12 protein-coding genes are annotated in these 13,595 nt (G+C 64.7%); 10 read left to right on the top strand and 2 right to left on the bottom strand.

Translation table 11 applies throughout. The annotated features are described in order from the left end of the window. Positions 1-11: 11 nt before the first annotated feature. The 5 genes from IVA75_RS13510 to IVA75_RS13530 all read left to right on the top strand — a co-directional run bounded on the left by IVA75_RS13510 (position 12) and on the right by IVA75_RS13530 (position 4,812). Complete coding sequence (locus tag IVA75_RS13510; RefSeq protein WP_247285361.1) at positions 12-770, top strand: ATP-binding cassette domain-containing protein; 759 nt, start codon at positions 12-14, stop codon at positions 768-770. Further along, positions 770-1,852, top strand: a complete 1,083-nt coding sequence (locus IVA75_RS13515) for an ABC transporter permease (protein WP_027565874.1) — start codon at positions 770-772, stop codon at positions 1,850-1,852. The genes IVA75_RS13510 and IVA75_RS13515 overlap by 1 nt, the downstream gene beginning before the upstream one ends. A gap of 94 nt (positions 1,853-1,946) precedes the next feature. Continuing rightward, positions 1,947-2,879 (top strand): sugar-binding protein, encoded by a 933-nt coding sequence (locus IVA75_RS13520; RefSeq protein WP_247285363.1) that lies wholly within the window; start codon positions 1,947-1,949, stop codon positions 2,877-2,879. Between the two features lie 103 nt (positions 2,880-2,982). Beyond that, positions 2,983-3,960: an aldo/keto reductase gene (locus IVA75_RS13525; RefSeq protein ID WP_247285365.1), complete on the top strand. Its 978-nt coding sequence runs from the start codon at positions 2,983-2,985 to the stop codon at positions 3,958-3,960. A 3-nt stretch (positions 3,961-3,963) separates the two neighbouring features. Further along, entirely contained in the window at positions 3,964-4,812 is an 849-nt protein-coding gene (locus tag IVA75_RS13530; RefSeq protein ID WP_247285366.1) for an amidohydrolase family protein, read from the top strand. 21 nt (positions 4,813-4,833) lie between these two features. Here the strand turns inward: IVA75_RS13530 and IVA75_RS13535 are convergent, their stop codons facing one another. Continuing rightward, entirely contained in the window at positions 4,834-5,634 is an 801-nt protein-coding gene (locus IVA75_RS13535) for a RimK-like protein (protein WP_247285367.1), read from the bottom strand. A 399-nt stretch (positions 5,635-6,033) separates the two neighbouring features. Between IVA75_RS13535 and IVA75_RS13540 the strand changes: the two genes are divergently transcribed. The 3 genes from IVA75_RS13540 to IVA75_RS13550 all read left to right on the top strand — a co-directional run bounded on the left by IVA75_RS13540 (position 6,034) and on the right by IVA75_RS13550 (position 9,073). Continuing rightward, positions 6,034-6,807, top strand: a complete 774-nt coding sequence (locus IVA75_RS13540; protein ID WP_007597827.1) for a ferredoxin--NADP reductase — start codon at positions 6,034-6,036, stop codon at positions 6,805-6,807. 217 nt (positions 6,808-7,024) lie between these two features. After that, a complete protein-coding gene (locus IVA75_RS13545) occupies positions 7,025-8,746 on the top strand; it encodes an FMN-binding glutamate synthase family protein (protein WP_247285368.1) in 1,722 nt (573 codons plus the stop codon). Between the two features lie 84 nt (positions 8,747-8,830). Beyond that, positions 8,831-9,073, top strand: coding sequence for a PilZ domain-containing protein (locus IVA75_RS13550; protein WP_247285369.1), 243 nt, complete (start codon positions 8,831-8,833; stop codon positions 9,071-9,073). A gap of 53 nt (positions 9,074-9,126) precedes the next feature. Here IVA75_RS13550 and IVA75_RS13555 read toward each other — a convergent pair whose 3' ends face one another. Next, positions 9,127-10,422, bottom strand: coding sequence for a hemolysin family protein (locus IVA75_RS13555; RefSeq protein WP_027565867.1), 1,296 nt, complete (start codon positions 10,420-10,422; stop codon positions 9,127-9,129). Between the two features lie 241 nt (positions 10,423-10,663). On the opposite strand from IVA75_RS13555, the gene IVA75_RS13560 reads away from it, so the two are divergent. Both IVA75_RS13560 and IVA75_RS13565 read left to right on the top strand, forming a co-directional pair. After that, a complete protein-coding gene (locus IVA75_RS13560) occupies positions 10,664-12,739 on the top strand; it encodes a HAMP domain-containing methyl-accepting chemotaxis protein (protein ID WP_247285370.1) in 2,076 nt (691 codons plus the stop codon). 117 nt (positions 12,740-12,856) lie between these two features. Further along, complete coding sequence (locus IVA75_RS13565) at positions 12,857-13,588, top strand: sulfite exporter TauE/SafE family protein (protein ID WP_247285371.1); 732 nt, start codon at positions 12,857-12,859, stop codon at positions 13,586-13,588. Positions 13,589-13,595: the final 7 nt, after the last annotated feature.

A 13,595-nucleotide genomic window follows, 5' to 3' on the forward strand; every position in this document is an offset into this window, starting at 1 on the left:
GAAGGCCGCTGATGACAAATGCACAAGCGACACCGGTCCTCGAGCTGACCGGCATAGGCAAGGAGTTCGGCGCGATCCGCGCGCTGCATGATGTCGACATGCAGGTCCTTCCCGGCGAGGTCGTCGGCCTGATGGGCGACAACGGCGCGGGCAAGTCGACGCTGGTCAAGATCATCGCCGGCAATTTCCGCCCCAGCCAGGGCGAAATCCGCTTCGCCGGCAGCGCGGTTCATTTCAACCGGCCCGTCGATGCCCGCGGCGTCGGCATCGAGGTGGTCTATCAGGACCTCGCGCTCGCCGACAATCTCACCGCAGCGGCCAACGTCTTTCTCGGCCGCGAGCTGAAGCGCAGGATCGGGCCGTTCGCGTTGCTCGACCACAAGGCGATGGCGGCGCGTGCGTTGGAGCTGTTCGGTGAGCTGCGCTCGGAGACGCGCCCCGACGATCTCGTCAAGCAGATGTCGGGCGGGCAGCGCCAGGCGGTTGCGATCGCGCGGACGCGGCTCTCCAACGCGAAGCTGGTCATGATGGACGAGCCCACGGCCGCGATCTCGGTCCGCCAGGTCGAGCAGGTGCTCGGCCTGATCCACCGGCTGAAAGAGCAGGGCGTTGCCGTGATGCTGATCTCGCATCGCATGCCCGACGTGTTCGCGGTGTGCGATCGCGTCATCGTCATGCGCCGCGGCGAAAAGCGGGCCGACAAGCCCATCCACCAGACCTCTCCCGAGGAAGTCACCGCCCTGATCACCGGCGCGAAGGAGGCGGCGTGATGGCCATGCCCATGGAATCCCCGATCACCTTCTCGAATGTCGGCAAAATCAGATGGTGGCAGCGCGGCATCTTCGCGTCCCAGACCGGCTATGTCCTGCTCGCGCTGGCAGTGCTGCTGGTGGTCATGCATTTCGCCAGCCCGTACTTCTTCACCGAAGGCAACATGCAGAACGTGGCGAAGAATTTCTCCTTCATCGCCATTGCGACGCTCGGCGTCACCTTCGTGATCATCACCGGCGGCATCGATCTGTCGGTCGGCTCGATGATGTGCTTCTCCGCCATGGTCACCTCGATGGTGATGACCGAGCTGTCGGCGCCCGGCTCGCCGGCGGGCTCCCTGTTCGTGCACATGGCGGCCGACGGCAAGACCGTGCTCGCCAATGTCCCCGGCCTGATCCTGGTGGTCTCGCTTCTCGCCGGCCTCGGCGTCGCGCTGCTCGCCGGCCTCGTCAACGGCTTCTGTATCGCGGTGCTCGGCCTGTCGCCGTTCGTCACCACGCTCGGCATGCTCTCGATCGTGCGCGGGCTCGGCTATGTCGTCTCGAACGGACGCGGCAGCTTCCCAGGTGGGCCGGATGCCGATTATTTCTACGCGCTCACCTCGGGCGACGTGCTCGGCGTGCCCGTGCCATTCATTTATCTGATCGTCCTCGCGCTGGCGATGGCCGTGGTGCTGCACCACAGCTCGTTCGGCCGTCACGTGTTCGCGCTCGGCGGCAACGAGAAGGCGGCCGAACTCACCGGCATCCCGGTCGTGCGGGTGAAGATCGAGGTCTATGTGATCTGCGCGCTCGCCGCAGGCCTCCAGGGCATCATCATCTCGGGCTGGCTTGGGTCGGCGCCGGCCAACATGGCGACGTCCTACGAGCTCAACGTGATCGCCGCGGCCGTCATCGGCGGTGCCAATCTCGCCGGCGGCATCGGTGGACCGCTTGGCGCCATCGTCGGCTGCGTGCTGCTCGAGGTGATCCGCAACGGCCTCGTGCTCGCCCAGGTTAGCTCCTACTGGCAGCAGACGCTGGTGGGCGTGATCATCATCCTGGCCGTATTGGTCGACCGCATCCGCTCGCGGATGATCTGAAACGACGTCGTTCCGGGACGGCAACGAAAATGCCGCCTGTCCACTTCCCGGACGATCTTGAGAGGACAGGCGCCAAAGAAGGGTGGAGGAGACGATGAGGAAATATCTACTTGCCGGCATCGCGGTCGCGATGATGGCTACGCCGGCGTTTGCCGCAAACTACCGGTTCGTGATCGTGCCCAAGGCGATGAACAATCCGTTCTTCGACTTCGCGCGCGACGGCTGCCTGAAGCGTGCCAAGGAGCTCGGCAACATCGAGTGCATCTACAAGGGGCCGGTCGAGCACGAGCCGGCGACGCAGGCCCAGATCATCCAGGACTTCGTCACTCAGAAGGTCGACGGCCTCGTCATTTCGGTTGCCGACGTCGCGGCGATGACCAAGTCGATCGACGCGGCGACCGCGGCCGGCATCCCCGTCATCACCTTCGACGCCGATGCGCCCGGCGCCAAGCGCATCGCTTATATCGGCACCAACAACAAGGAGTTCGGCGTCGCCCTCGGCAAGCAGCTCCTGAAGCTGCGGCCCGACGGCGGCAAATATGCCATGGTCTCGGGTGGTCCCGGCGCCAAGAACCTCGCCGAGCGCGTCGACGGCGTCCGCGAGGCGCTGAAGGGCTCGAAATGGACCGAGGTCGCGGGCTCTCCGACGTTCTGCAACGACGATCCCGCGCTGGCGGTTCAGCAGATGACTGACATGCGTACCGCGACGCCCGACCTCGCCGCGATCGTTCCCATCGGCGGCTGGCCGATGTTCGCCCCCGAAGGCTTCAAGGCCTTCGCCTCCAGGTACAAGAAGGATATCGATTCCGGCAAGTTCACGCTTGTCGTGGCCGATACGCTGAAGATGCAGCTCGAGCTGTTGCGCGATGGCTATGCCAATGCGCTGGTCGGCCAGCGTCCGTTCGAGATGGGCGAGAAGGCGATGGACACGCTGCTCGCCATCAAGAAAGGCGAGAAGGTGCCGGAGATCGTTTATACCGGCCTCGATCTCGTGACCAAGGACAACGTTGCGCAGATGTTGAAGTAGGAGCGTCGCCAGCCCCGCGCTCCTGCGTGCCTCTCCCGCTTGCGCTTGTCGCAAGCGGGAGAGATGATCTTGGTTGTTGGGGAAGACGGTTGAGGCAATGGGAATGAAAAGGTCGCGGCTCGGCTCTCTCGATGTCACCTCACTCGGCCTCGGTTCCGCCCCGCTCGGCGGATTGTTCACCCCCGTCAGCGATGCCGATGCGGAAGCGACGATCGCCCGCGCCTGGTCGCTCGGAATTCGCTTCTTCGACACCGCGCCGCTCTACGGCTTTGGCCTTGCGGAGCGACGCCTGGGCGCATTCCTGCGGCAACAGCCCCGTGATTCCTACGCCATCTCGACCAAGGTTGGCCGCCTGCTGCGCGTGCCCGATGGCGCGGCCGCCGAGGACGAGCACTACAAGGGCACGCCGCGCGAGCGGCCGGTGTTCGATTTCAGTTATGACGGCGTGATGCGATCGGTGGAGGAAAGCCTGGCGCGGCTTGGGCTCGACCGCGTTGACGTCCTGCTCGTGCATGATCCCGACGATCACTACGACGACGCCGTCGCCGGCGCCTTCCGCGCGCTCCAGCGCCTGCGCGCTGAGGGTACCGTCAAGGCGATCGGTGCCGGCATGAACCAGTCAGACATGCTGGTCCGGTTCGCAGAGGCCGTTCCGGTCGACTGCTTCCTGCTCGCCGGCCGCTACACGCTGCTCGACCAGGGCGCGCTGGATGCGCTGTTCCCGCTCTGCGCGTCGAAGCACATCGGCATCCTGCTCGGCGGCATCTACAACAGCGGCATCCTGGCCAATCCGCACACCGGCGCGAAGTTCAATTATCAGGATGCCGATGCGGCACTCGTCGCCCGTGCGCTGGCGCTCGACGAGCTCTGCCGCAAGCACGGCACCGAGCTGAAAGCCGCCGCGCTGCAGTTCTGCATGGCCCATCCGGCAGTCACGGTCGCCGTGATGGGCGCGCGCAACGCCGCGGAAGTTGCCGACAACATCGCGATGTCGGAGCTGGGGGTACCGGCGGCGTTCTGGCAGGAGCTGCGTAGGCGAGAACTCGTCGACGCCCGCGCGCCATTGCCGGACGGAGCTTAAGGCATGATCATCGACGCTCACCAGCATTTCTGGGATCCCGCGCGCGCCGACTATCCCTGGATGGATGCGCCCGAGCTCAAGCCGATCCGGCGTGCCTTCGGTCCGGCCGATCTCGCGCCCCTTTTGAGCGCGAACGGCATCGACGCGAGCATCCTGGTGCAGTGCCGCTCCGCGCTGGCGGAGACCGAGGAATTCCTGCGGATCGCGCATGCGACGCCCTCGGTGATCGGCGTCGTCGGCTGGGCCGATCTGACCGACGCTGCACTTGGTGAGACGCTGGACCGGCTGCGCGCTTCGCCCGGCGGTGACAAGCTGGTCGGCATCCGCCACCAGGTCCATGACGAGGCCGATCCGGATTGGTTGTTGCGCGAGGACGTCCAGCGCGGCCTCACGGCCGTGTTCGCGCACGATCTCGCCTACGATTTCCTGGTCCGCACCCGCGAGCTGCCGGCCGCGATCGCAACCGCACAAGCGTTCCCGCAGGCGCGCTTCGTGCTCGACCACGCGGCCAAGCCGCTGATTGCCGACGGTGGAAGCACTGAATGGTCCAATGGCATCGCGGCACTCGCGGCCTGCGGCAATGTCTGGTGCAAGGTCTCGGGGCTGGCGACAGAAGCGGTTTGGAGCGACTGGAATGCGGAGCTGCTGTTTCCGTTCGTCGCGCACGCCGCGACATGCTTTGGCGAAGATCGCCTGATCTTCGGCTCGGACTGGCCGGTATGCTTGCTCGCGGGGAGCTATGGTGAGATCAAGGGCGCGCTGGAGGCCTGCCTGATGAAGCTCGGTCCGCAGGCGCGTGAGAAGGCGTTTGGCGTGAACGCGAAGGCTGCGTATCGGTTGGCGGTTGGTTGAAGCCGACAGCGCGCGTGTTGCTCAGCGTTCCCCAAACACCCGATCCAGCGCTGCATCGTACGTCGTCCGCACCAGCGCCGGATGCAGCTTCGCCAGCGTCTCCATCATCACGCCGGAATTGATCTCGAGCACGCGCCAGACGCCGTCGACGCGGACGAGGTCGATCGAGGCGAAGGTGATGCCGATGGCCTTGGCGGCGTCGATAGCGAGCTTTGCGCAGGCTGCGCGAAGATCGCAATCCTGCATCAGCACGGGCTTTGCACCCGCATCGAGATTGTGCCGCCAATCCGAGCCGCGCTGCTTGCTGTAGACGACGAGTGGCACATCATCGAGCAGGACCACGCGAACTTCGTCCTCGATCACGAGATAGGGCGAGATCACGAGTCCGGCGCTCATCGAAAAGGCTTCGCCAACCGCATGATCGAGTTCTGTTTCCGTCGTGACCCTGAAGACGGATCGTCCCGACGTCCCCTCGTTCGGCTTCACCACCACGCCTTGCGGATTGTCGTGAAGCAGCGCCAGCATTGCCTCTCGCGAGGCGACGCCGACAACCTTCTCGCCCAACTTCGGATTGAGGAACAGGCGATGGGGAATGCAAGGCACGCCCTCGAGCGCCAGCACCTCGGCGGTGGCCGATTTGTCGTTGGCCAGGCGGTGCGCGATGGCGCTGTTGAGGCCGATATCGTAGCCGAACGCGAAGCGGCGCTGCTCGCCCCGGCGCATCGCGAGCAGCCAGCCATCGGCGCGGACTTCGAGCGCGATGCCATGGGTCGCGCAATAGCGCCTGATCGCCTGGACGAAGATCCGCTCGCCGTTCACCATGTGTCTTGTCGCCACTCGCAGCCGTCAGTTCCAGTCGAGCTTGGCGCCAAAAGCCGCAAAAAAGCGGGAAACGGCGCCAAACGAGAGTGAAATCAGAGCTATTCTTAATGAAATTCTCGCGAGCGCCACGGAAATTAAGTGCTGTATTCGGGCCCCGGAGGGAAAAGAAATTGCCCTCCGCGCGCGCCGGACAGCAGATCCATTAATGATGCGACCATTTCCGCCGCAAATGCCGGTTTGACCGGCATCAATTGCATCCGGAACGAGGTTGATTATTGGTCTCAATGGCGTAGATCACACACGCGAAATCCTCCGCCATGGCAATGGTGTCCGCTCCGCTTTCAGGGGCCGGGCAACGCTTTTGCCCTAAAACCGCAATTATTCGGAATATCGAAAATCATGAGCGCGTTTTACCGAGAGAAGGTTCTTTCCGTCCAGCACTGGACCGACACCCTGTTCAGCTTTCGCGCAACCCGCGATTCCGGCTTCCGCTTCCAGAACGGCCAGTTCGCGATGATCGGCCTCGAGGTTGAGGGCCGCCCGCTGCTCCGCGCCTACAGCATGGCCAGCGCCAACCACGAGGAAGAGCTCGAGTTCTTCTCGATCAAGGTTCAGGACGGCCCGCTGACGTCGCGTCTCCAGAAGATCAAGGAAGGCGACACCATCCTGGTCGGCCGCAAGGCGACCGGCACGTTGATCACCGACAATCTCATTCCCGGCAAGCGGCTGATGCTGCTCTCGACCGGCACGGGCCTGGCGCCCTTCGCCAGCCTGATCAAGGACCCCGAGGTCTACGACCAATTCGACAGCATCGTGCTGGTGCATGGCTGCCGTCAGGTCTCCGAGCTCGCCTATGGCGAGAAGCTCGTCGCCGGTCTTCGCGAGGACGAACTGTTCGGCGAGTTGCTCGCGGACAAGCTCATCTACTATCCGACCGTGACCCGCGAGCCGTTCAAGAACCGCGGCCGCATCACCGATCTCATCAGCTCCGAGCAGATCTTCAACGACATCGGCCAGGGCCCGCTCGACATCGCGACCGACCGCATCATGATGTGCGGCAGCCCGGCGATGCTCGAAGAGCTGAAACTGATGTTCGAGGGCCGCGACTTCGTCGAGGGCTCCGGCAACAAGCCCGGCCATTTCGTGATCGAAAAGGCGTTCGTCGAGCGGTAGGCCCTCTCGTGTCGTCCTGGCAAAAGCCAGGACGCTTGCCTGGGTAAAGCGCTCTGACGGGTTAATGCCCGTCCCTTCCGAGCCCTGCTGCACCGCAGCAGCCCGCCCATCGGGCTGATTGATTTGTCCCCGCCGAATTCGCTAGCGTGAAACAACCGCCGCGTCATATCCGTATGACAGGCGCGGGCGTATCGTACCGCCTCATGCTGGCGAGAGGATGGGAATCGTGGCCGACGAGAACAAAACGCAGGAATCGCCCAGCTTATCGCCCAACCCATCGGCCAAACGGCTGCCGCTGGCGGAAGAGGGGATCATGGAAACCCTGCTGCTGCCATTCTCTCCGCGCTTCATCGTCCTGACGATCTGCGCGGTGGTCACGGCGCTGCTGACCGGCATCGGCTTCGCCGATGGCAAGATCTTCGACATCCTGCTGATCCCGATCCTGATCTTCGGCGCGCTGACGGCGCTTGGCGTCCGCGACCTCATGCAGAAGGGCCACGCCGTTCTGCGCAACTACCCGATCTCGGCCCATATCCGTTTTTTGCTCGAAGAGATACGCCCGGAGATGCGGCAGTACTTCTTCGAGAGCGAGAAGGACGGCATGCCGTTCTCGCGCGACATCCGTGCGGTGGTCTATCAGCGCGCCAAGATGCAGCTCGACAAGCGTCCGTTCGGCACCCAGGAGGACGTCTACCGCCAGGGTTATGAGTGGATGCATCACTCGGTCTCGCCGAAGACGCATGCCGAGGAGAAATTCCGCGTCACCATCGGCGGGCCGGATTGCGTCAAGCCGTATTCGGCTTCCGTGTTCAACATTTCCGCGATGAGTTTTGGCGCGCTCAGCCCGAACGCCGTGCGCGCGCTGAATGCCGGTGCCAAGAAGGGCGGCTTCGCGCACGACACCGGCGAGGGCGGCTTCAGCCCCTATCACGCGGAGATGGGCGGCGACATCATCTGGGAGATCGGTTCGGGCTATTTCGGCTGCCGTCATCTCGACGGCACCTTCGATCCCGAAGCCTTCGCGCGCGTCGCGCGCCAGGACCAGATCAAGATGGTCGAGCTCAAGATCAGCCAGGGTGCCAAGCCCGGTCATGGCGGCGTGCTGCCGGCGGCGAAAGTCTCGGAGGAGATTTCCAAGATCCGCGGAGTCGCCATGGGCGAGGATTGCATCTCGCCGGCCTCGCATCGCGCCTTCTCGACGCCTGTTGGCATGATGCAGTTCATCGGCGAGATGCGAAAGCTCTCCGGCGGCAAGCCGACCGGCTTCAAGCTGTGCATCGGCCATCCCTGGGAATTTTTGGCGATCTGCAAGGCGATGATCGAGACCGGCATCTATCCCGACTTCATCGTGGTCGACGGCAACGAGGGCGGCACCGGCGCCGCGCCGCTGGAGTTCATGGATCATCTGGGCATGCCGATGCGGGAGGGCGTCAGTTTCGTCCACAACGCCCTGATCGGCATCAACGCGCGCGATCGCATCAAGATCGGCGCCTCCGGCAAGATCGCCACCGCCTTCGACATGGCACGCGCCATGTCGATCGGCGCGGACTACTGTAATTCGGCGCGCGGCTTCATGTTCTCGCTCGGCTGCATCCAGTCGCTGAGCTGCCACACCGACCGCTGCCCGACCGGCGTCGCGACCCAGGATCCGACGCGGGCGCGCGCACTCTACGTGCCGCTCAAGATTGACCGCGTGCACAATTATCACCTTGCGACGCTTCACTCGCTGACCGAGCTGGTCGCCGCGGCCGGTCTCGAACATCCGCAGCAGCTGCGCCCGATCCACTTCTCCCAGCGTACCTCGACGACGGACGTGAAATCCTTCGCGCAGCTCTATCCCTCGCTGCGTCCGGGCGAGCTGCTCGAAGGTACCGAAGACGCACGCTTCCGTGATGCTTGGCGGATGGCGCGGACGGAGACGTTCCAGCCGGCGCCGTAGGGCAAGGCCGCAGGTCCTGCGCAAAGGCATCACGACATGGGCTGCGTTTAACGTTTTGTTCAACTTTGGGTATAGATTGTCCCCATGGACGAGCGGCGCGACAAGGCAAGGCATCGCGTGCTGAAGGCCGGAACGATCGAGTTCGGCGGCGGCGGCGCGATCGACTGCACTATCCGCAACCTGTCCGATACCGGCGCCGCGCTCGACGTCAGCAGTCCCGTCGGCATCCCTGACCATTTCAGCCTGTTCGTCCAGGCCGGCGGAACACATCTCGCCTGCACCGTGATCTGGCGCAAGGAGAAGCGGATCGGGGTGAGGTTCGGGTGAGGGTCTAGCGCAACAAATTCCGCTGTCGTGTTGAGAGTATCGCGAGCGCTCGCTCACCCCGTCTCTACTTCGCTCCGCCGGCTCGCGAGAATCTTGTCGATCCTCCGTCCGTCGAGATCGACCACCTCGATGTGCCAGTCGCCGAAGTCGAAGGCGTCGCCGACATCAGGCAGCACGTTGAACTGTTGCAGCACGAGGCCGGCGACCGTGTTGTAGCGGTGCGGCGGCAGCTCGACGCCGATCAGCTCGCCGAATTCGTCGACTGGCATCCAGCCTGAGACCAGCAGCGAATCATCCGCGCGCTTGACGTAGGCCGGTTCCGGCGGGCCTTCCTCGGAATGGAAGGCGCCGACGATCGATTCCAGAATGTCAGCCGTCGTCACGATGCCTTCGAACGCGCCGTATTCGTCGTAGACGAGGCCGACATGCACCGGCGCAGCCTTCAGGATCGCCAGCACGTCGCGGGCATCGGCTGAGGCGGGAATGCCGGGCGCCTCGCGGACCAGCACGCGCAAATCCGGCGTGCGCTCGTTCATGAAGGCGACCAGCAGGTCCTTGGCCTGGAGCACGCCGATCGGCTTGTCGCGGTCGCCGTCGGACACGGGAAAGCGTGAATGCGGACTCTTGGCGATGGTCGCTTGAATGCTCTCCGGCGTATCGTTGAGGTCGATCTCGTTGACCTCCGTGCGCGGCGTCATGATCGCGCCGACCGGCCGATCGCCGAGCCGCATCACGCCCGCGATCATCTCCTTTTCACCTGACTCGAGCACGCCCGCGCTTTCGGCCTCGCTGACGAGATGATGGATCTCGTCTTCCGACACCTTCTCTTCGGACTTGCCGCCGTGGCCGAGCAGCGTGAGGATCAGCTTGCCGGAGAGATCGAGCAGGAAGACCAGCGGCAGCGAGACCTTCGCAAGCACGTGCATCGCGGGTGCAACCCTGACCGCGATGCTCTCGGGGTCGCGCAGCGCCACCTGCTTCGGCACCAGCTCGCCGACGATCAGGGTGGCGTAGGTGATGAGCGTGACGACCAGGCCCACTCCGACGATGTCGGCAATTCCTGCGGACAGGCCGAGCTCGAGCAGCCATTGCGTCAGCCGCTGTCCGAGCGTCGCGCCCGAGAACGCGCCGGAGAGCACGCCGACCAGCGTGATCCCGATCTGCACCGTCGAGAGGAATTTGCCGGGGTCGGCCGCGAGCGTCAGCGCCCGCTCGGCGCCACGGACGCCCTTGGCGGCGAGCATCGACAGCCGGGCCGGGCGTGACGAGACCACGGCGAGCTCGGACATGGACAGCAAGCCGTTGATGACGATCAGGACGACGACGATGGCGAGTTCGGCGGAGAGCATTGACGTTCCGAGGTAAGGGAGTGTGGCCGGATGGCGGCCCAAGCATTGATATAGGTATTCGGGGAAGAAATGCCGATGATTCTGTCGCATCCGGCATCGCGAAGGAACTTCGGCGACACCGTCCCGGAAGGCACTCGAAGCCCAATACCCCGCGGAACTACGGGCATGCCGTTGCTTAACGGGCTCTTAGCGGCCACCGGCTAGGTTCTCGACATTTGCAGGAATGTATTCGGGGATCAGAATGCGGATCGGGAAACTCTTTGCGCTGTCGATGCTGACGGTGACGGTGTTTGCAGTCATCCTTGGCGCCGAGGTGCTCGTACCCCAGGCGCGCATCTTCACGAACCGCTCCGACGCGATCAAGACGGTCGACGCCTTTGGTGCGACCTTGATGGTCAGTCAGCACGTTGCCGGCCTTCGTGCCCCCTACATTTCGCCGATTTTCCAGGAGAACCCTGCGACGCAGGCCCAGATCGAAGGCGCCGCGAAGGCCGCGAAAGCAGCCGATGCCGCATTTGAGGGGGCAAGGCGCGCCATCCTTGTGCTGGATGATTCCGGACCGATGATCGAAAACCTGGACCGTACCGCCCGGCGGCTCAAGGATATCTACACCGCTGCAAACCGCGCGATGAGCGTTCCCTTGGCGGCGCGCGACAGCGCTGTAGTCAAGGGCTTCCTACCGGGCGTTGCAGAGGTCATCGGCAATATCGAGCCGATCATGAACCGGCTCGAAGCCAAGGTCATCAATGCCGATTCTTCGCTTGCGGCGCTGTTGAGCCTGGCGCGAACGGCGCAGGACCTGCGCGTCTCGGCCGGCAGCCGCGCCGCCACGCTGTCGCCGGCGCTGAGCGCGCGCCGCCCGCTCACGGCTCCCGAATTCTCGCTGATGGATCGGATGCAGGGGCGCGTCGAGGCCGACCGCGAGCGCATCGAGGCCGGCATCGACCAGCTCGGAAGTCCGCCCCGCATCGCCACCGCACTGAAAGCGGCAACGGATTCCTATTTCGGAAAAGCAGCCGCTGCCGTGGACAAAGAGATGCCCGCGGCTCGTGGCGACGGCAAATACGGCATCAACGCCGAAGAGCTGGCCACCGTCATTGTCCCCGCCATCCAGATGTTCTACGGCGTGCGCGATGCCGCGCTGACGGAAGCTGCCGAGCGCGCCTCGGCCGCGCGTGATGGCGCGCTTGCGATGCTCGCGCTCGCGGGCGTGGCGGTGCTGGCGCTGCTGGGGACACTCGGTGGTGTGACCATGATGCTGCGCCGGCGCGTGGTGACGCCGCTGAGCCGGCTCGCGGACGTGATCGCAACGCTTGCCGCCGGACAGCACGAGGTCGAGATTCCCGTGACGGGCCGTAACGACGAGATCAGCCAGGTGGCGGGCTCGCTCCAGCACTTCAAGGATTCGCTCTCCGCCAAGAAGGCTGCCGACGAGGCCGCCGCGGTGGAAGCCCAGGCGAAACTCCGGCGCAGCCAGCGCATGGACCAGATCGCGCGCGATTTCGAAGCGTTGATCGGCGACGTCATCAACACCGTGTCGTCGGCATCGTCGGAGCTGGAAGTGTCGGCGGGAACGCTGACGAGCACCGCCGATCAATCGGAAAAGGTCACCGCGACGGTGGCGGCCGCCTCCGAGCAGGCCTCCAGCAACGTGCAGACCGTTGCCGCGGCCGCGGAGGAAATGGCGTCTTCGGTCGACGAGATCGGTCGACAGGTTCAGGACTCCGCGCGGGTCGCCAGCGAAGCGGTGCAGCAGGCGGCGCGGACCAACGACTATGTCGGCGAGCTCGCCAAGGCTGCCGGCCGGATCGGCGACGTGGTCGAGCTCATCAGCCAGATCGCGGGCCAGACCAATCTTCTGGCGCTCAATGCAACGATCGAGGCGGCGCGCGCCGGCGAGGCCGGACGCGGCTTCGCCGTGGTCGCCTCCGAGGTCAAGGCGCTGGCCGAGCAGACCGCCAAGGCCACCGGCGAGATCAGCCAGCAGATCACGGGAATCCAGAGCGCGACGGAGGATTCGGTCGGCGCCATCAAGTCGATCGGCGACACCATCACCCGCATGTCCGAGATCGCATCGGCGATCGCTTCCGCGGTCGAGGAGCAGGGCGCCGCGACGCGGGAGATTTCCCGTAACGTGCAGCAGGCGGCGCGCGGCACCCAACAGGTCTCCGCCAGCATCGTCGACGTGCAGCGCGGCGCGAGCCAGACCGGATCGGCCTCCTCCACCGTGCTTGCGTCAGCGAAGTCACTGTCCGGCGAGAGCAGCCGCCTCAAGGTCGAGGTCGGGAAGTTCCTGGACGCGATCCGGGCCGCCTAAGAAGGTCATTGTCGAGGGAAGCGGCTTCACCTAGGCTCGCACCACCGGGGATGTCGCAGCCTCCCCGTGAAGTGGTGATCCCACGCAAGCGCTGCTCGCTGACGTTTGGAGCGAGCAATGGACGGGATCACAATCGAGCTTACCCTTTTCCTGACGGCCACCTTTGCCGGCGCGTTCGTCGCCGGCCTCTCCGGCTTTGCCTTCGGCCTGGTGGCGGCATCGCTGTGGCTTTACGTGCTGACGCCGCTTCAGAGCGCCAGCCTGATCGTCGGCTTCGGCCTTCTGGTGCAGGGTTACTCGGTCTGGAAGCTGCGCGCAGCAATCGACTGGCGGCGGCTATGGCCGTTCATGGTCGGCGCCGTCGTGGGCGTGCCGGTCGGCGTGTCACTCCTGACCTCCGCCAATCCGAACAGCGTCCGCATCGCAGTTGGAGCGATCCTGGTCGTCTACAGCCTCTATGCGTTCTTCAGGCCAAAACTCAAGGTCGCGACCATCGTGCCGCCGTCCGCCGACATGACCATCGGTTTCGTCAACGGCCTGCTGGGTGGATTGACCGGCCTTGCCGGCATCATCATCACCATCTGGTGCAATCTGCGCGGTCTGCCCAAGGACGTCCAGCGCGCCACGTTCCAGCCCGTCGCAGTCGTGGTGTTCGCCACGGCGGCGCTCTTCCTGGGTGCCAAGGGAGCGCTGACGTTCGAGACCGCAAAGCTGTTCGCGCTCGGCCTGCCGTTTCTCTTTGCGGGAACGTGGCTCGGGCTGAAACTGTTCGGCCGCATCGACGAGGCCACGTTCCGCAAGATCGTGCTTGCGCTGCTGTTCGTCTCGGGCGTCGCGCTGTTATTCTGAGCCGCGA

It is taken from the genome of Bradyrhizobium sp. 134, from assembly GCF_023074155.1.
In the GTDB taxonomy this organism is placed as follows: Bacteria; Pseudomonadota; Alphaproteobacteria; order Rhizobiales; family Xanthobacteraceae; genus Bradyrhizobium.